Origin of the sequence: Halodesulfovibrio sp., assembly GCF_015482765.1 — a bacterium.
Classification (GTDB): Bacteria; Desulfobacterota; Desulfovibrionia; order Desulfovibrionales; family Desulfovibrionaceae; genus Halodesulfovibrio.
The window spans coordinates 136,890-156,399 of record NZ_JADMLB010000050.1 but is presented as its reverse complement, the minus strand read 5'-3'; the positions used below and the strand labels follow the sequence as shown (position 1 = coordinate 156,399).

Annotated in this window: 15 protein-coding genes; 12 read left to right on the top strand and 3 right to left on the bottom strand. The window is 44.2% G+C overall.

What is annotated here, in order from left to right; all coding sequences use genetic code 11:
• Positions 1-651: hypothetical protein (locus tag QZY95_RS08240; RefSeq protein WP_290921960.1), on the top strand; the 651-nt coding region annotated here is incomplete at its 5' end.
• 567 nt (positions 652-1,218) lie between these two features.
• Here the strand turns inward: QZY95_RS08240 and QZY95_RS08235 are convergent.
• Together QZY95_RS08235 and QZY95_RS08230 are read right to left on the bottom strand one after the other, a co-directional pair.
• A complete protein-coding gene (locus QZY95_RS08235; RefSeq protein ID WP_290921957.1) occupies positions 1,219-2,118 on the bottom strand; it encodes a hypothetical protein in 900 nt (299 codons plus the stop codon).
• Positions 2,119-2,186: 68 nt separating this feature from the next.
• Complete coding sequence (locus QZY95_RS08230) at positions 2,187-2,954, bottom strand: hypothetical protein (protein ID WP_290921954.1); 768 nt, start codon at positions 2,952-2,954, stop codon at positions 2,187-2,189.
• Positions 2,955-5,507: 2,553 nt separating this feature from the next.
• Here QZY95_RS08230 and fdhF point away from each other — a divergent pair.
• The 8 genes from fdhF (at position 5,508) to QZY95_RS08185 (ending at position 16,325) form a co-directional block, all read left to right on the top strand.
• On the top strand, positions 5,508-7,607 hold the full coding sequence (gene fdhF, locus QZY95_RS08225) for a formate dehydrogenase subunit alpha (protein WP_290921952.1): 2,100 nt from the start codon (positions 5,508-5,510) through the stop codon (positions 7,605-7,607).
• Entirely contained in the window at positions 7,592-8,182 is a 591-nt protein-coding gene (locus QZY95_RS08220; protein ID WP_290921949.1) for a 4Fe-4S dicluster domain-containing protein, read from the top strand. Before fdhF ends, QZY95_RS08220 begins: the two co-directional genes overlap by 16 nt.
• Positions 8,182-9,573 (top strand): [Fe-Fe] hydrogenase large subunit C-terminal domain-containing protein, encoded by a 1,392-nt coding sequence (locus QZY95_RS08215; RefSeq protein ID WP_365971096.1) that lies wholly within the window; start codon positions 8,182-8,184, stop codon positions 9,571-9,573. The genes QZY95_RS08220 and QZY95_RS08215 overlap by 1 nt, the downstream gene beginning before the upstream one ends.
• Positions 9,573-10,085 (top strand): 4Fe-4S dicluster domain-containing protein, encoded by a 513-nt coding sequence (locus tag QZY95_RS08205; protein WP_290921946.1) that lies wholly within the window; start codon positions 9,573-9,575, stop codon positions 10,083-10,085. The genes QZY95_RS08215 and QZY95_RS08205 overlap by 1 nt, the downstream gene beginning before the upstream one ends.
• 13 nt (positions 10,086-10,098) lie before the next feature.
• On the top strand, positions 10,099-11,205 hold the full coding sequence (locus QZY95_RS08200; RefSeq protein ID WP_290921943.1) for an ATP-binding protein: 1,107 nt from the start codon (positions 10,099-10,101) through the stop codon (positions 11,203-11,205).
• A 16-nt stretch (positions 11,206-11,221) separates the two neighbouring features.
• Positions 11,222-12,682 (top strand): sigma-54 dependent transcriptional regulator, encoded by a 1,461-nt coding sequence (locus tag QZY95_RS08195; RefSeq protein WP_290921940.1) that lies wholly within the window; start codon positions 11,222-11,224, stop codon positions 12,680-12,682.
• Between the two features lie 138 nt (positions 12,683-12,820).
• The gene (gene hydG, locus QZY95_RS08190) at positions 12,821-14,230 is read left to right on the top strand and encodes a [FeFe] hydrogenase H-cluster radical SAM maturase HydG (RefSeq protein ID WP_290921937.1); all 1,410 of its coding nucleotides are present in this window, start codon (positions 12,821-12,823) and stop codon (positions 14,228-14,230) included.
• A 460-nt stretch (positions 14,231-14,690) separates the two neighbouring features.
• Positions 14,691-16,325, top strand: coding sequence for an L-serine ammonia-lyase, iron-sulfur-dependent, subunit alpha (locus tag QZY95_RS08185; RefSeq protein ID WP_290921934.1), 1,635 nt, complete (start codon positions 14,691-14,693; stop codon positions 16,323-16,325).
• A gap of 182 nt (positions 16,326-16,507) precedes the next feature.
• Here the strand turns inward: QZY95_RS08185 and QZY95_RS08180 are convergent, their stop codons facing one another.
• Positions 16,508-16,894 carry a DUF4345 domain-containing protein gene (locus QZY95_RS08180; RefSeq protein WP_290921931.1) on the bottom strand — a complete coding sequence of 129 codons (387 nt, stop codon included), beginning with the start codon at positions 16,892-16,894 and terminating at the stop codon, positions 16,508-16,510.
• 216 nt (positions 16,895-17,110) lie between these two features.
• Here QZY95_RS08180 and QZY95_RS08175 point away from each other — a divergent pair, with 216 nt between their 5' ends.
• From QZY95_RS08175 to QZY95_RS08165, 3 genes are read left to right on the top strand one after another with little or no spacing between them, the layout of a single operon-like run.
• Positions 17,111-18,232, top strand: coding sequence for a sensor domain-containing diguanylate cyclase (locus QZY95_RS08175; protein WP_290921928.1), 1,122 nt, complete (start codon positions 17,111-17,113; stop codon positions 18,230-18,232).
• Positions 18,232-18,615: a DUF1987 domain-containing protein gene (locus QZY95_RS08170; RefSeq protein WP_290921926.1), complete on the top strand. Its 384-nt coding sequence runs from the start codon at positions 18,232-18,234 to the stop codon at positions 18,613-18,615. Before QZY95_RS08175 ends, QZY95_RS08170 begins: the two co-directional genes overlap by 1 nt.
• 50 nt (positions 18,616-18,665) lie before the next feature.
• Entirely contained in the window at positions 18,666-19,352 is a 687-nt protein-coding gene (locus QZY95_RS08165; protein WP_290921923.1) for an HD-GYP domain-containing protein, read from the top strand.
• Positions 19,353-19,510 lie beyond the last annotated feature (158 nt).

Below are 19,510 nucleotides of genomic sequence, written 5' to 3'. Positions count from 1 at the left end.
CCGAAGCCTCGTACCGAAGCTAGTGCTTTAAGATCCAACTTGGAAGGATTGAAGGGAACTGCGCAGAGTAATTCGCATACCTCAGTTCAAGAAAGCAGTATTTCCAAAGTGTCAACAGGAAAAACATCGCCAAAGACTCAAGCGGCTAATACGAACGGCAAAAGTACTCCAGAAGTAGCGTCGAAAGATGGCGCCCACCAGAAAGCGCCTGTAAAGAATAGTGCAGCCCCGCAACAGAAATCAGGCAACTCAGACTCTCCGAAGATTCGTATCGAAGCTAGTGCTTCAAAAGCAAATTTGGACGGTTTGAAGGCTGGCGCTAGAAAAGGTGATTCACAAATAGGTCATCAAGCTGAGGGCAAGGGAAAGAAACATGCTGTGACTGCAAATGATTCACCAAAAAAAACAGATGGTAAAGTCCATGACAACAATCATCCTCAATCTGGCCTTGCTGGTTTAAAAAAATATGCTTCTAAAGATAATAAAGCATCCCATACTAGTAAGGGGCATGAGGCAAATGTAAGCGCTAGCGCGGAAGGAATCTCTAAATTAAAAGGTTCGAGTAAAATAACTGGTCATCAAGCGAATTCTTCAGGGAAAAGCAAGAGTTCTGGGATTAGTAAGAAGGTAGATGGTGGGATGTCGATGTAACATTTTGAATAGTTGTGGTTGATTTTGTGATTAGTGCCAAGTTTCGAAAAATGTTGTGTTGTTCTGTTATTTGCCATTAGTGGAGTAACTATCGCTGCAGCAGGAATTACCCAGCATACTTATTCAAGTTTGTTATGAAGCGGTGGGCAATAAGTTTGGTGAGTTAGATCTTTATTTTCAAAATAACTTTTTCTTTTTTGTCAGTAACTCGCAAGATCTGGTTGCGCGGTTGAAAAGTTGGCTAGAAAATGATGTACAATTTCTTTTTGAAGTAGATCGTTTTTTAGACGGTGAGGTATGACTTAAAAAAGGAACTGGATGAAAAACCATGTCCATTAACGTGTAAGCTTCCTGCGAACAGAATTTATGGCAGTACTGCCAGGGCATGGACTTATTTCCCCAGGTAAACATCTGCTCCAGCCAAAGGTGTCATTAACGGTTTGCGAACTTACGGAAGCGGGGTGCATAATAGTAGGCCGTTTATTAGCAGCTTATAGCACTACAGGAAATGCGTTTAGCGCCATCTGCATTATTTTGCAGGGGGCACTGCACTGATCTCACCATTTATTACCTATTCATAATATCGGTTAATTGTGTTTCTATCTTGAACTGAATGTTGTCATCTAACGTATTACCACCGTCATCGGTAAAAATGTAAGTGTATATAAAGCTATATTCCATTTTAGATACGGTTTTATATGGATAAATTGTAAAAGAGGCTTCTAGCCCGTTGATTTGCACCGTACCGCTTTTTTCTATCTCATTTTTATTGTTTGTTGAAACACAAGCATCTTTTAAGATCCTTTTAACATTAGCAAATGCAGTCTCGTCATCATTTGTTAATGTTACCTCACCACAATACAGAATTGTTCTTGGTACTGAGATTCTAATGTCCTGAATTCGTTCTTGTAGATCGTGTTCAACTGCCAGTATTGGATAGCTCGGTACACTTTCTATAACCCATATCTCATCCTTCCATGTCACTTCAGGTAAGGTTGTAATCGTATAAACGACACTGCAATCGGTTGGAAAGATCGTAATGGTAAGATGGGCTTTGTTGTATGCAAAAAGTTCCCAATCAGAGTATAAAGCTGGATACTCTGAGCTTCTAGGGTCAACAACTTTGTATCCTCGCTTGTATTTTAGCGTTACATCATATTCTGCGTTGCTATTACCTGTAACAAACCTGCTTACGTAAACGCCCTGGGTGTGAAAAGAAGGCTGATAAGAAGAGTTCTCTCCGTAGTAGATCTCGTGATAGCCAGGAATAACTGATGTGTCCCGCTCCAATTGCTCTTTTATTTTTTCTAACACAACTTGTTTGCTTACAGACGAGTCAATAATGATTGTCTTTGTGTATACTTGGCTAAAACATGAATGTTGAACTATTGGATCCTTAAATAACGTCGCACAACCACTTAAGAAGCACAGGGTTAACACTAGAAGACTTATGTTAGCCTTTTTCATTCATCCTCTCCTTTGAGCAACTTTGCAAAAGGGTCGTACGCATATTGTGTCAGCAGGGCTAAAAGAAGCTAAATTGGCAACCAAATTTTCAACCGATCTTTAACATATTGCGCTGCTGTTGCTTCGTTTGGTTGTCTTGAAATCTTTTTCCATGAAGGCAGTACCAGCCAGTAAAACGGTCGTGTGGAATTCGCACGTTCTTCACTCCGCAGTCCTTTGTCTATTGAATAGAAGTCAACGGTTACAGAAAGAACCAATGCGGTACTTGTGATACCTACGCTTCCAGTTCCGGCTTGATGGATAGGATAGTAAGGGGCATTTGTGGGAAACTCATCACCAGCAAGAAGGAACATCCAATAAAAACTTTTTCCGGGGTAACGTCCATTTGGTCGGGCATTTGGCCAATGCGTGTTAAAGCGTCGCGTATAATATTTATCGGTCTCACCAAAAGGCACTTGCTCGTGTTGTGTTGAGCTATATTTTATTCCGTTAATATCTTTTATCCGTTTGTTATGTCGAAATCGCCATTCTTTCTTTGCATATTCCCCTGCAATGTTTTGTAAGGCGTGCACAAATTGGCGATCAACTAAAAATCTATCAATTTCAAAATGTAACTGTTCATCATTTTCAAGCCAGCTTTTTAAACGAGCAACTAAATCTGGTGAATAGCGCACATCAAACAAAAAATTATTTCGGAAGTACTTATTTAGTGATCCAAACTTACTACCGACCGCCCTATAAAAACTTCTATACGAGTGTTGGCTTGTATATGCGTATCCACAATTGGGGAGGGCCAACAGGGCTATCATGCATACCGTAATGATTCGTTTTTTCATACTTCCTCTTTGTTCTTGCTCTGCAATACTGTCTAATTGCTTTTTCCTTATCGCTAATAACTGGTTATAACAATTAGTTAAAGGTGTGCAGGGGGGGCGTATGGATCTGGGAAATTCATGGCTATCTAAAAAAAGCAAATTGATTACTACTTGCGCGTTATTCATAGCTGCAGGTGTATCGTACTATGCATCACCACTAATTTTTCCTGCTGATGCTACTTCAGCGAACACTTACTTAACGGCTTACTTGGAAGAGTAACAACTTTAAGCAGCAGGGGCTTTTGTCATAGCTAAAGGATTAAATGCTGCTATTTCTTTATTGTAGAGCATTGATGTTGGTTTCTCATTAGGGGCATCGTTTTCCATTTCACCTGCTGAAGTTCTTGATCCTGCAAATACGTTATAGAGAAAATATCCGACTGGTTGTTGATTGCTTCAGGTGCAATTCTTCTCGAAAGGCTGCTTCTTTCCATTAATGGGGCTATCACGCTAAAATTCTTGCTACCTGTTTCATGTTTAGCATTAGCATGTTCAGTCTGGCTCCCTGCCAACTTGCAACATCGCATAGGGGCTGCCGGCAGACAGGGAGTCGCATTAAGTATAATCATCTTGCTTCTCGTTCCAGCCTCGATTCAGTTTTCAATATTTCTAGAAAATAATATTCTTGAGCACATCATTATATATACACAGGACTCACTGCAAAAAAATAGTAAAGCAATTGATGCCATCAGTAGTGAGCTACTCTTTCTGACAGATTGATCCTAACCAAGAATCAATAGGTGTAGTTCCCCCAAATGCTGCTCCTAAGGTGAAACCCGAAAAGTCGTCTTCGTTACCTCCTTCTGTGGGAGTGTTGCAACGAGCAGTTGGTAGCGCGAAAAACTACTTAGCAAAATTTACCCAGCTACCACACTTGCAAGCAAGTTCGGCTGAAGAATCATTTTTAGGCAAAGCAAAACGTAAGTGGAGTGAAGCGACGAGTAGCTATTCTTACTCTGAGCTAAAAAAGAAAGTTCGTAACCTGACAACGCAATTAAAAGAAAAGACAGTCGTTATGACAAAAAGTTTTTTAACGCTTCTCACAATCATTTTGCTGAATACTGTGATCTTGCCAATTATGACTCTTGTAATTCTGTGGCTAGTTATCCGATCACTTTTTAAATCTAATGAAGTGACTAGCTACATGGGGCGAAGTCTACCTGAGTCGCATTAACAATGAATGAAGATGACTCAATACGAATTATTCCAAAAGGCTCAAACATTAAGTATGTATTTTTAATGAGAGAGATGCCTCTTTCTTCTAAAAAGATATGCAATACTCCCAAGTACCGAGGGCGAAACTGAAAAAATGAACTAGTGGGAGAAGTTGAAGAGTTGTTGGATACAGGCCTACAATACCCTGTTCAATATACTGACAGAAAAAAGTTAATTGGGAAGATCTTCAAAAATAGAACAATTAGATTTAGCAAGTAATATTGTTGAACAAGTATTTGAGAATAAAAACAAAAAATGAAACGTCGTTAGTTTGTAGGCTCTTTTGAGCAACATGGCTTAGCTGGATGTTTATAAAATTTTAGCATGATCATAGATTGGTTGAAGATAAAAATGAATGGCTTTTAGAATTAACATGAAGGTGTAAGTTAGGTGTAAATTTTCCTGCTTTTCTTGTCGCTAATGTCGTTAGTATTTCTTTCTACCCTTTGCAAATAAAGGAATAAGCAGTTTTCGTTAGATATGACACCTGCCTTTCACGCAGGCGACGGGGGTTCAAATCCCCCTGGGGACGCCAAGCAATTTAAGCTCTTACACGAAAGTGTAAGAGCTTTTTTTGTATTTTGTTTTTTTAAGTAAAAAGAGTGTTTTACGCGACAAGAACCTTTTGGATCAACAGACAGGGCAGCACGCTGATGTATTTGGGGTAAAGGAACAATATGTGTTCTTACTACACTGAGGTTCCATAAAAATGCTCCCTGTTCCGTATCGCATTCGGAACAGGGAGCATTTTTATTTTATGAGCTTTAGGGGGTATATAGTTTGGTTGTTGTATAACGTGTTTAAAAAGAAGAATATTCAAAGAGGACTGCTTAAGGTTACAGTGAGTTATAATCTCTTCATGATCTTAGCGCATTCAGTAGGTATTTCATGCCATTTAATTTGCTTTTCCCAATCTAATTGCTTTTATTTGGACTTTTGTAGTGTGGAAGGACTGGTTGTAAACTTTATCTGCTCATTGTTATCAATGTTAGATAGTCAGAGTGTTTATCTCGCACAGATTTTTGAGATTCGTCTTATTAAAAAAACGAGAAACCGGCTTGGGCATGTTTTGATGAGCTTCCGTGTCGTATGAGGTTGGCAGCAACTCACGACTAATATCTTTTTCCTGTCTTTAAATCTTCTTGACATTATTGCATGCAATTTGTTCCTTTGCAGAGCATTTTTTGCATGCAATTTTAATATAAGCTGCATGTGTGCATCTTTTTTTTATTTATCTAGCTGATATTACAACGTTAAAAAAACATTACTCTGTGGCATGAATAATGCTCACTACTGAATATGCAACATACTACTACCACCTGTCCTTATTGCGGCGTTGGCTGCTCATTGTCTCTTGCAGTAGACAATGATCGGATTGTTAGTGTTTCTCCAGGACCGGAACCTTCTGTAAATAAAGGTGCTCTTTGTTCAAAAGGGCGCTTTGGTTTTGATTTTGTTCATCACAAAGATCGGTTAACAACACCGCTTATACGTAAGGACGGTGTCCTTGTGCCTGCATCTTGGGATGAAGCCCTTGGGCTTATTGCCAGCAAGTTTTCGGAAATTGCTTCTTTGTACGGTGCTGATGCGTTAGGTGGCTTCAGCAGCGCCCGTTGCTCCAATGAAGAAAACTATCTTTTCCAAAAGTTGTTTCGTGCCGGAATAGGGACGAATAATGTCGATCACTGTGCGCGACTCTGACACGCCCCGACTGTAGCCGGTCTGGCTACATCACTTGGCAGCGGCTCCATGACCAACTCCATTCGTGAGTTATGGGATATGGGGGCAGGAGATTGTGTTTGTATTATCGGTACAAATACTACGGCCTGTCATCCCGTTATCGGGCTTGGAATGATGCAGGCAAAGCGCAATGGCGCTCAGCTTATTGTTATTGATCCCCGTGAAATAGATTTAGCACGTGAGGCTGATGTTTGGCTCCGGTTAAGACCGGGGACTGATACTCCTCTTCTTTCTGCAATCGCAGGGGAAATTTACAATGCCGGTATGGTGGATGTTGAGTCTGTTGCAGCATCAACAGAAGGGTTTAAAGAATTTTGTGAAGGGCTTGCAAAGTTTGATGCTGAATCTGTTGCAGCTCTTTCAGAAGTGGCCGCGGATGATATCCGCAGAGCAGCCCGCTGTATCGGGCGGGCTAGAAACACAGCTTTCTATTATACAATGGGGGTTACTCAGCACACTACAGGAACTAACAACGTGCTGGCTGTATCTAACCTTGCATTGCTTACGGGTAACATCGGACGTCCAAAAACCGGCGTAAATCCACTTCGTGGACAGAATAATGTTCAAGGCTCTTGCGACATGGGGGCGCTGCCGAATGTTCTTACCGGTTATCGTTCTGTAACAAACGATGATGTTCGGGGCAGCTTCGAGGAAGCATGGAACGTTACCATTCCGGCTGAAAAAGGGCGAACTATTCCTGAGATGCTCAACGCAATTGAAGAAGACAAAATGAAAGGGCTGTTTGTTTTTGGGGAAAACCCGATGCGAAGCGATCCTGACATTAATCACGTAGAGCACTGCCTGCATCATGTTGAATTTCTGGTTGTACAGGATCTGTTTTTGACCGAAACCGCTGAGCTTGCTGATGTAGTTCTTCCGGGAGCAAGCTTTGCAGAAAAAGACGGAACATTTACCAGCACTGAACGTAGAGTTCAGCGAATCCGCGCAGCTGTTTCTCCTGTTGGAGATAGCAAACCGGACTGGAAGATTCTTGCAGAGTTGCTTGAGCGTTTAGGCCGGCCTGAAAGGTATGCTGATGTGAAGGATGTTTTTGATGAAATGCGCATGCTTACCCCGACACACACAGGTATTACCTATGAACGGCTCGAAGCAGGGGGTATCCAGTGGCCTTGCCCTGATGAATCTCATGCAGGGACTCCGATTTTGCATGTTGGAAACTGTATGCGAGGGGCAGGCAAGTTTGTTCCGCTGGAGCATAGAGAACCTGCGGAATTGCCGGATGCAGAGTATCCTCTCACTCTTACAACAGGACGTGTCGTTGCGCATTATCATACAGCGACTATGACACGGCGCTGTTTTGGGCTTGCGGGAACATGGCCAGAAGAACTGGTAGAAGTGCATCCTGCCGATGCTGCTGAGTATGGTATTGCTGACGGCGACTTAATTGAACTGCGTTCCCGTCGAGGCGTTGCAACAGGACGGGCATGGGTAACTCGAAGAGTTCCTCGCGGTTTGGTGTTCATGACATTCCACTTTTCTGAAAGTCCGGCAAATATTTTAACAACCTCTGCGGCAGATCCGGTAACGGGTACTCCTCAATTAAAAGTCTGTGCTGTCGCAATTCGTAAACTTACTGAAGAGTCCACCTCTGTGGAATCTTTATCTATAGAGGAACATGCATCATGCCACATCGCTTAAATCCTTTTATTCTTGCTACTGCTTCAAAATGTATCGGTTGCAGGGCATGTGAACTTGCCTGTGCAGCTGCACATATTGAAGGCGGTGTTTCCGTAGGAAGTCTTCAAGCGCCGCTTTCCCCACGTTTATATTTGACTTGTGTTGGCGAAATGCGTGTTCCGGTAGGGTGTAGGCACTGTGAAGATGCTCCATGTGCAGCAGTATGTCCGAATGCGGCAATTTATAGAACAGACCGTGGTGTTCAGGTGGATGAAAGCCGTTGTGTAGGCTGTAAAACCTGTATTGTGACTTGTCCTGTCGGAGCAATGGAAATGGGGCAGATCTGGGAAAACGGGAAACCAGTGATGCGTCGTGTGGCTAATGATAATTCACCTGAAGGTTCTGAAATGGAACCAGCACTGTTAGCGAGCAAATGCGATCTTTGTAAAGATCGTGCAGGCGGACCGGCCTGTGTTGAAGCGTGCCCTGAACAGGCACTTGCCTTGATTTATCCTGATGCAATTAAACGACGCCGTAATATTCAAGCTGCACTTGCCTTAAAAGGCACCGGAGCAAGAGCCGGAGAGGTTTTGTAATGTCTGTTTCATCCCCCATTGTTTCTATTGACCCTCTGTTATGCACGGGCTGTCGTCGTTGTGCTGAAGTTTGCCCTGTAGATGCTATTGTCGGTACGTTGCATCAGCCGCAATCTATTGACACAGAACGATGTGTCATGTGTGGGCAGTGCGTATTACGGTGTTCTGCATTTGCTTCTCCTTTTGATGAAACAATTTCCGATATTCCGGCAATTCGTAAAGAACGCGGACTGCCTGAAGATGACTCCTCAACCTTATTTGCAGCGCACTTTAGAGTGGATAAAGGCTCTGTTTCAAGCATGCTTGAGGATACAGATAAAATTTCAATGGTTCAGTGTGCACCTGCGGTTCGGTCTTCTATTGCAGAAGAATTCGGCTTGGCACCTGGTACACTTACTCCGGGACAGCTTGCAGCTGCATTACGAAGATTGGGATTTGATTTAGTATACGACACAATTTTTGCTGCAGACGTAACAATTATGGAAGAGGCTTCTGAGCTTTTAGAACGTCTGGAATCTGGAGAAAATCTTCCAATGTTTACCTCCTGTTGTCCGGGGTGGGTGAGATATATGGAAACAGCATGGGATGATCAGTTATCCCATCTTTCCAGCTGTAAATCACCGCAGCAGATGGCTGGTGCACTTTTTAAAAGTTACGGTGCTGAGATTGCAGGAAAGCAGCCGGAACAGATTGCAAGCGTTGCAGTGATGCCGTGCACCGCTAAGAAATTTGAAGCAGGACGCCCCGAAATGCAGGCGGACAGTGTGCCGGATGTTGATGCGGTATTAACTGTTACCGAACTTGCTGATATGCTGAAGCGTAAAGGCATTCAGCTGACAAGCCTTCAGGAAGAAGAGTTTGATGCTCCGCTTGGATTATACTCCGGTGCCGGAACTATCTTTGGTGCATCCGGCGGTGTTATGGAAGCTGCATTACGTACAGCTATTGCCGTTACAACAGGCAAAGAAGTAGACGAAAGCGGCGTAACATTTACGAAGACTGAAGAAGGCATTTCCCGGGCAACAATTAACGTTGCAGGAAAGACCGTACGTGCTGTGATTGTTTCCGGTTTAGCCCATGCGGCAAAACTGCTGGAAGATGTGCGTGCAGGCAAAGCTGACTTTGATTTTATGGAAGTGATGTGCTGTACCGGAGGCTGTGTTGCAGGTGGCGGACAGCCAAAATTGTTGCCGCATGTAGATTTGCAGGATGCCATTCAACGCCGTCGTGAGAGTCTGCATGTGCATGATAAAGCATTACCTGTGCGTGCTTCGCATAGAAACCCTTCAGTTACAGCGTTGTATGAAAATTATCTGGAGAAACCGTTGGGGCACCGCTCTCACACGTTACTCCACACCACGTATGGTGAAGCCGCAGGGGGACACGAGTAATGCATCCGTTTGTATTATCTGATCCGTCCCGTTGCATTGGATGTCGGGCTTGCGAAATCGCTTGTGTGGACGCTCATATGGATGAAGATATGGTTGAAGCTGGGAACAAAGAGCTTCCCTTTTCTCCACGAATCAGCATTGTCCATGAAGCAGAAGTGACTGCTCCGGTTCAATGCCGTCAGTGTGAAGAAGCGCCGTGTGTGGCGGCGTGTCCTGCTGGAGCAGTAGTTTCAGAAGGCGATACTGTGCGGGTCGAAACAGAGCGTTGTTGTGGTTGCAAGGCGTGCATGGCTGCTTGTCCGGTGGGGGCAATGCAGGTTGCGGTAATCCCCGGAAAAATAAAAACGCCTGTCGCTCATAAATGTGATCTTTGCACAGGGCGTGAAAAAGGGCCGGCGTGTGTTGAAGTGTGTCCAGCTGGGGCATTAAGAGTCTTCGGTAGAGAAGACCTTCAGCGTATTCCGGTTTCGAAAAGGCGACAGAGCGCTTCTCAATTGGCTGGATATAACTAAAGGAGTCTACGACATGACCTCTTCAAACTCAATTTATCAGGCTGTTGTTGAGGAGCAGACTGAGTTCATAAGACGTTTTCGACCGGACGGGCGATTGACGTTTGTAAACAGCGCATTGTGCCGTTTTTATGGAAAAACTGCTGAAGAGCTGCTTCAATATAATTTTGTGGATTTATTGAGTGAAGAGGAACGGGACTCCATTGTTGAGCAGGTGTATTCAATATCACCTGATAATCCTGAAATAATAACAGAGCCGAGTTATCGTGGCGCTGACGGGCGCATGCATTTTGTTCAGTACGTAACAAAAGGCATCTTTGATGAACACGGCAACGTAATAGAGTATCAGTCTGTCGGGCGGGATATGACAGCGCAGCGGCAGGCTGAGGCAACGCTTGCTGAAGCGAGAATAGCAATGGAAAAAGCCAGCAGAGTGACAACTCTTGCTGTGATCGGTGGTGGCATTGCACATGAGATTAATCAGCCGTTAAATGCGATCCGAATCCTTACAGCTTCTGCTCAGTTGCTGGCAGAGCGATCCAAAACTGTGGATGCTGATTTGAATAGGGTATTGAAGGATATTGCAGCGCAGGTAGATCGGATTGATTCAATCGTGAACCATCTCCGGGAGCATTTGCGCCAAAATCAAAGCACCGCGTCGGGGCGGTGCGATTTAGGGAGTGCTGTGCAATCTGCACTTTCTTTGATTAACGCGCAAATTGCAGCAAAAGGAATCCGGCTTGAGGTAAAGATTGCTTCGGAGCTTCCAAAAGTCAGCGGTACTGCTATTCGTTTTGAAGAACTTGTAGCGAACCTTGTAGCAAATGCTATGCAGGCGTTGGAAGGCTCCGGCAGAGAGCAAAAAACAATTTGGATTGATGTGACCGCAAGCGGTAATGATGAGGTTACGCTTACTGTTTTAGATAATGGAACAGGGTTTAAGCAGGAACTTGCAGAGAAAGTTTTTGAACCGTTCTTCTCCACCAAACCTTCAGGCAGTTCAATGGGATTGGGCTTATCCATTGTACAGACAATTGTGCAGGCTGCCGGAGGATCAATAACTGCATCAAATCATGAGCAGGGTGGAGCGTTGATAACGGTAACCTTGCCTGCGGCGGGATAAAAATAAGGATGAGGACATGCGTATTCTTCTTGTAGACGATGATACGGCTACCAGACATTCTCTTGCTGAGTATCTGACTCTGCTTGGGAATGCTGTTACCTCGTGTCCAGATGCAGAAAGCGCACTTGAAGTATTCCGCACCCATGAGTTTGAGATGGTGCTTTCGGATATTCAAATGCCGGGTAAAACGGGCATTGAATTGGTTCGGGATATAAAAAAGCTGTCCGGTTCAGTCCGTTCTGATGTTGTTTTGTACACAGGACATTCTGATTTGGAACTAGCAATTGGTGCGCTACGTGCTGGCGCGTATGACTACATGACCAAGCCGATAAATTTGGAAGAGCTAAGAGCTATTTTGAATAGAGTCGCAGAGCATCAGTCTTTATTGATTGAAAATGATCGACTGACAAGAAAGTTCGACGAGGTTGTTGCAGAGGCAACCAGTGATTTCAGAGCTGAGCTTTCCCGTTTGCAGGAACAGTTGGCAAAGCAGGCTGGGCTGGATGATATAGGTATTTTTTCAGAGCCTATGTGGCAGGTGGTTTCACAGGCAAAACGCTACCATGAGGACAGGGAGCTTCCTGTTCTTATTCAGGGTGAAACCGGCGTCGGTAAAGATATTGTCGCAAAGATTATTCATTATGGAGCGGAGAAATCTCCTCTTCCATTTGTAGCAATTAACTGCGCTGCACTGCCTCCTTCTTTGTTCGAAAGTGAATTGTTCGGATACACGGCAGGCGCTTTTACCGGAGGTTCTTCACGCGGAGCTAAAGGGAAAATCGATCTTGCTAAGGGTGGAACACTGTTTTTGGACGAAATTGGGGAAATTCCCGTTGAGCTTCAGGCTAAGCTTTTGAGAGTTATCGAAGATAACAGTTTTTACAGAGTCGGTGGACTTGAGAAAATAGAGACCGATATTAGAATAATTGCTGCCACGAACCTTGATCTAGGTGAACGCATGAAGCAGGGGCTTTTTAGAAAGGACCTGTATTACAGATTGCGGGTTGGTTCTATTGTTGTTCCACCGTTGCGGGAACGTCCTGAAGATATAGTTCCGATGGCAAAGCTGTTCATTACTAAGTTTGCTAAAAAACGCGGAAAGCAGTTTGCAGGCATTTCCGCGGATGCTGCCCGTCTGTTGCTGGCACATACTTGGCCGGGTAATGTTCGTGAATTGAAAAATACCTTGGAATGGGTGTCAGTTATGCATGATGCTCCGGAACTTGCTGTCGAACATCTGGAAGCTATATTGGCAGACTCCGCGGAAACAGCTTCTTCTGTCCAGCCTGTTCCTGTTTCCGTACAGAAAGCGGCAGCAGTGAAGAAAAAGCGTAACCGTCCGACGGATGAAGATATTACCAATGCGCTACTGACAACATCCGGTAACAAAACAAAGGCTGCCGCTATGCTCGGTATATCAATTCGTATGCTGTATTACAGATTGGCAGAACATAAAAAAACTTCATCTGAGCAATAAAGTGTCTGTCGAATTCAAGACCCTTTGATTGAAGTCTATCGCTAGTAACAGACTCTAGCAGCTCAGAAATTAGATTATATAAGAAGAGTTAACGACTTTTGTTTCAGCAAAGCCGTGGCGTTTTCTTTTGGAGAAAAAATGAAAACCGACATAAACGGACTTGAGAATTTTATTGAGACTCAGAAAGTGTGGGATATCGTTCACCGTAACGCCCATGCAGATTCTGCACGCGTTTGCGATATCCTCGCTAAAGCTGAGGAAGCAAAAGGGCTGACGCTTGATGAAACCGCGTGTCTCTTGCAGGTAGATGATCCTGAGCTTAATGAAAAAATCTTTGAAACAGCCGCAAAGGTGAAGCAGGCCATTTACGGAAACCGTGTGGTCTTGTTTGCACCGCTTTATATTACGAACGAGTGTAGTAACCGATGCGCATATTGCGGATTTAAAGATACGAATACTGATCTTGTTCGCAGAACTCTGTCTCCCGAAGAAATTCGTCAGGAAGTAAGCATTCTGGAAGGTATCGGACATAAACGTCTTCTTCTGGTGTATGGCGAGCATCCTAAATTCGGCGCGGATTGGATCGCAGAGACAGTTAAAACAGTCTATGAAACTGTTACAGAAAAAAGTGGCGAGATAAGACGGGTAAATATTAACTGCGCCCCCTTGGATGTCGAAGGCTTTCGTACGCTCCATGATGTTGGTATCGGCACATACCAATGTTTTCAGGAGACGTATCATCCCCAGACATATACAAAGCTCCATCCAAGGGGGCACAAAAAACATTTTCTGTGGCGCCTTCATGCAATGCACCGGGCCATGGAAGCAGGTATCGATGACGTAGGAATGGGCACATTGCTCGGGCTGTATGATTATCGTTTTGATACTATTGCGTTATTGACTCATGCGCAAGAGTTGGAAAAACGCTTCGGTGTCGGTCCCCATACGTTGTCTTTCCCAAGACTTGAGCCGGCCTTGAATTCTGATATTGCCTTCAACCCTCCATACCCGATTTCTGACAGTCAGTTTAAGCGGCTTGTGGCTGTATTGCGTTTGGCAGTTCCTTTTACGGGGTTGATTTTGAGCACCCGTGAGAATGAAGAAATGCGCCGTCAGCTTCTTGATGTGGGAGTTTCACAGTTAAGTGCCGGTTCCCGAACCTATCCGGGAGCGTATTCTGATCCGAATTTTGATCGACCTGAAGTGCAGCAGTTTTGCGTAGGCGATAACCGCAGCTTGGATGAAGTTATCCAAGAGATAGTAGGTCATGGGTATGTACCGTCATGGTGTACGGCGTGTTACCGTGAGGGGCGGACAGGTGAAGAATTTATGAAGCTTGCAAAAAATGGATTTATACAAAAATTCTGTAGTCCTAATGCGCTACTTACTTTCAGTGAGTACCTTCAGGATTACGCAAGTGAAAAGACTTGCGTAGCAGGACATGCCTTTATCCAAAAAGAGATAGGGAAAGGTTCTGATGCCAATCGTAAATTGCTTGTAGAGCGCTTAACGCGAATCGAACAAGGAGAGCGAGATTTGTATCTCTAACTAAAGTAATGAGAAGGGAGCTGATAAACAGCTCCCTTTTTTTATGTGCTATCAGTAAGAGTAAGGATGGCAAAGATAGGACGCCTCGTTTACCCTATGTTAGAAAAAGTACACCTTCTCTTATAATTATTCATGTATTCAGCATGGTTGTTGTTGTGGTAAACGGGTGCGAATCAGGTCTTATACTGTTGATATTTCCTACGGTCATGCAAATAAGCCTGATAATTTCAGTGCAATTTTGCTACTCTCCTGCGTTTCTAGAGCGTGTAGACAAGTCTTCCGTATGTATTTGGGTTCGTTAGCGAAGTAAAACGGGACCTGATAGTGCGGAAACAGTTTATGTAGTCTCCTTTTCTACTCGAAGATCGAATAATATATTTTCCATATATTGCACTGTATGTACGATCTTGTTTTTCTCGAAATCACATATCAGTATGACAACGCAACATAAGGAACTTGTATGAGTAAACTCCCATCCAGTATCTTCAATGAGGTTATTGGACCGGTAATGACCGGTCCGTCCAGCTCACATACTGCTGCTCCATGCCGTATCGGAAATCTTTCAGGTCAGCTTGCAGGCGGAAAGTTGTCGAAGGTTACAATTACTTTTGAAACAATGGGGTCTTTTGCAACCACGTACAGAGGACAAAAGTCCGATCAAGGACTTGCAGCCGGTCTTCTGGGGATGTTTCCTCCAGATCCTCGTTTGTCAGATGCCTTAGAGCTGGTGAAGCGTGAAGGTATTGATCTGAAGTTTGTGGTGGAAGATTTTAACGTTGATCATCCAAACGTTGTTCTTCTGGATATTACAAACGAACATGAAGAGCGCGTTTTAGTCAAAGCGCTGTCTACAGGTGGCGGAAGAATTGAGTTGGCGGAGATCAATGGCTGTCCGGTCTACATGGCCGGCGATTACCACGAACTGGTGATTATGCTCTCTGAACAACCAGCCATCGGAATTGAACAGCTTTGCAGTAAAATAAAAACGATGTTGAGTAGCAATGGTGTTTATGTTCATGGCACGATTGTTAGTGATAATGGACAAACAGATCGTTCGTGGCGCGGTGTGATTGTTCTTCACACTCGTGATACCTTGTCTGAAAAATTTTTACAGACCATCCAGTCGCAATGCGGTGATGCGTTACTCCGTGAAGTCGCTCCTGTGATGCCTGTTCTGGCTTCTGATTCATGTTCTGTTCCCTTTACTCGTGCTGAAGGTATGCTGAAATGGTGCGCTGAACATGATAATGCTCCGTTGTGGAAAGCCGCTGTTGCGTATGAAGCAGCGCGTGGCAACGTCGATGAAGATGCCGTTCTGGAAATGATGAAAGATATTGCTGCACGTATGCAGAATGCTATTGAGGTCGGTATGACCGGCAAGTTTATGATGCGTGGATTTTTGACTCCGACTGCTGAAAAATTGCAGCATGCTGTTGATACACACAAATTTATTCCTACAGGTATGCTTGATTTGGCGACAGTAATGGCCGTTGCCGTCATGGAGCTGAATTCTTCCATGGGGTGTGTTGTAGCTGCGCCTACTGCCGGATCGTGTGGAGTACTTCCTGCGGCAGTGTTCAGTGCTCTTCTTTCATTAAATATTCCGGAAGAATCTCGAATGGAAGTCGCCGCAAAGGGGTTAATGGCAGCGGGACTTATTGGCGTCTTTATTAGTGAGCAATCCACATTTGCAACTGAGGTATGCGGGTGTCAGGCTGAGTGTGGTTCGGCTTCAAGTATGGCTGCTGGAGCTCTGGTTGATATGGCAGGAGGTACGGCGCAGGCTGCAAGTGATGCGGCGGCTCTGGCAATGCAGAACTCATTGGGGCTGACTTGCGATCCGGTTGCCGAACAGGTTGAAGTTCCCTGCATAGGAAGAAATGTTGGAGCGGTAAGTAATGCTGTTACGTCAGCTAATTTGTCCATGCATGGATTTAAAGGAAATTTACCGCTGGATGATGTTATCTGCGCAATGTGGGAAGTTGGGAATACTATGCCCGATACATTACGCTGCACAGGTAAGGGTGGTTTGTGTACTACTCCATCGGGTATGCGTATTAAAGAGGAAGTAGATCGAATTCGGTTTGCTTCCTGATAGCAAGATTGCGTCTGTGGCTGACGATTGTTTGTCTGCCCGGTAAGATAATGAGATACGTAATAAGAAAGGCTCTCGCATGGTATGCTGAGCCTTTTTTGTTTTTTATCAAAGAAACAAGATGAGTACGATTGGAATTCACATAAACACAATATAGTTTTTAACGTCTCCGTACTGTATGACTATGCCGTGGTAAGGGTAAGGAAAAGTCCCGTGCATCCAAGAAAGATTTCTAGAAAAAGGTACAGAACGAGCAACGCGTTAGCTTTTCCGTCCACACACCAGCTGACAGTTCGCCCAACTGCAAGTCCGAGCATAAATACTGTGAGGGAGCCGAGTGCGGCTTTAGTGTCGACAAAACCCCAGAAGGCAAGCATCCAGTACACAATAAATGCAAGGTAAAGACACATGACCGCACGAAAAATATTCAGCATATTTATGGTGCGAACTTCGAGCTTGTAGAGCCGTTTTAAGGTTGTTCTTGGGTATAATCCATAGCAGAGCGCAATCGGGAACAGCCCGATTGAACTTATAAGCAAGAGCATTTCAGCAGAAGACAAGTCGGACATCACTACCTCCCGACAAAGCAAGTTGAGATTGTTATTCATTGTCTGCCATTATTGTCGGCAGGGAACAGAAGATACTTTTTTACGTTTTCATTCTGTCAGGGCATTGCTGTTCCCGCATTTATTACCGCAATCTAATAATCAGAAACGATTAACAACTTGACTCTGATAATGGATTTCAATATCAAAAAAGGCGATATAAAAAGGTAGGAACGGTCTGTGAAAGAAAATGTTTTTAACCGTGAAGCCAAAGTAATTCGCAAAGCGCGTTCAGCGTTGTCGGACGGGACAATGCAGGGGGAAGGCGCGGAGCAGGCATACAGTGACCTGCTGAGTGAATACGAAAAGGTGGTTCGGCAGAGTAAGCGGTTATTGAAAATGGGGGATCGGATGCAAAACGCACTTTCTTCTCTTAACGAGGAGTTATTACTGCGTGAGCAGACGTTCAGGGGAATTTTTGAAAATGCTACAGAAGGAATTTATCGCACTGACGGCGAGGGACTTATTCTCGAGGCGAACTCGGCCTTAGCCCAGATGCTGGGATATTCATGCACAGACACGTTGCTGTGTCGTATTCCGGAGATTGCATCCATTTTTAGTAATCCGCATATGTTGGCACAATACCGAACGTCATTAATGAATAAGCGTGTTGTGCGGGGGATGCAGGCAAAGCTCCGTTGTGCAGATGGTGAAACCGTCTGGGCAGAAATCAATGCAGGAGCAATTGAAACACAATCCGCGGAAGAAAAACAGGCTCCGGGCGTTGTAGGCGTTATCGCAGATATTACTGAACGCAAAAGAATGATGCGCGAAATGTGCCGACTGGCGAGAACAGATTGCCTTACCGGTTTATGGAACAGGGGATACTTTGTTGAGCTCGCTGCACAGGAAATAGTTCGTTGCAGGCGGTTCGGGAGCAAGCTTTCGTTATTGCTGGTCGATGTCGACTACTTTAAGCGTGTGAATGACCAGTTTGGACATGATATCGGTGACAAGGTGCTTATTGGCGTAGCGGAAACACTCCGGAGTACATTGCGTGAAGTAGATGTTGTGGCTCGATTTGGTGGTGAAGAATTTGTTGTTATGTTGCCGGACACAGAGCTTAAAGCAGCGTGTAAAGCTGCCGAACGAGTTTGTCAGGTCATGCGTGAGCAGGATTTTGCAGATAAAGGGGATACCCCTTTACCTGTGACAGTCAGCATTGGCGTTACAGCCTATCAAGGTTCTGAAACCACATTGGACATTTTATTAAAACAAGCTGACCTTGCTATGTATTCTGCAAAGCACAAAGGGCGCGATAGGGTAGAATGTTGTTCTTTGGAGCAGGCAGGTAATTTTTGATGGAAGAGTTCATAGTCACGCAAACAAAGTCTTCACCACGGATTCATTTTAATCCGATTACGCATCGACATGTGATTACCGGAGAATCTTATCCGGAAAATTGTATTGAGTTTTATAAGCCTATGTTTGCGTGGCTGGCAGTATACCTTGGAAGTGTCTATAGCGTCACGGTCGAGGTGTCTTTTGACGTTTTGTATATCAACAGCTCAAGTTCCAGAGTGTTCGTAGAATTATTTGATCTTTTAGAAGATGCAGCATCACTGACAACTGAAGTTGTTGTTAACTGGCATTATCATGAAGATAACGAATTGGCGTTGGAGTGCGGTGAAGATTTTATGGAAGATGTTCAGAACATCCAATTTAATCTGGTAAGTTACCAGTAGGCGGGGGATCTTTTGTTTCTGCTCTCTAACCACACGTTTTGTGGTGATCTATGACAATCATGGATGTTTCTCCAGTACCTTCGGGGAGTGCAATGCAAACGGACAGCCGTGTGCAGCGCGAAGTATTGCGTTCACTTCATTTGTTTGCAGAATCGTTGGGTAATGCCATTGATGCTAAGGATCACTGCACATGTATGCATTCAGAGGAAGTTGCCATTATTGCTCAGGCAATCGGAATGCAACTTGAATTGTCGCAAATGGAAACGCGTTTGCTTCATATTGCAGGGCATCTGCATGATATTGGGAAGATCGGAATTCCAGATTCTATTTTGAAAAAAGATAGCGCACTTACAGATGAAGAATATGAGGAAATAAAAAAGCATCCGGAGTTAGGTGCTGAAATCGTAACGCCTGTGATGGGGGCTGTCGGGAATGGTGAAATAGTTAAAATTATTCTTCACCATCATGAGCGTTTTGATGGAAAAGGATATCCTGAGGGAATAAGTGGATACGATATTCCATTAGGTGCAAGAATAATAGCTGTTGCAGACAGTTTGTCTGCGATGTTGCAGGATCGGCCATACAGAGATGCTATGGCTTACAGCGATGCGGTGGCGGAGATTGTTCGCTGCTCTGGGACGCAATTTGATCCTGAAATTGTTGCTGCCTTTGTAGAAATAAAAGAGAGTGTGAATGAGCTTATTCAGTCGATTCGTGGTGTTGATTTGGCAGTATAGTTTACTATTTTAGTATATTACGTATTGATTTGTATGCTGTGCCTATGTACGGATGGTTGAACAGTTTGTTTATATGGTTGCTTTTGTAATTTCTTTTGCGCTGTAGTGTGCGTAGATAGAAGTAGTCTTATTGAGAGTGTAACGGGAACAGATGTTCG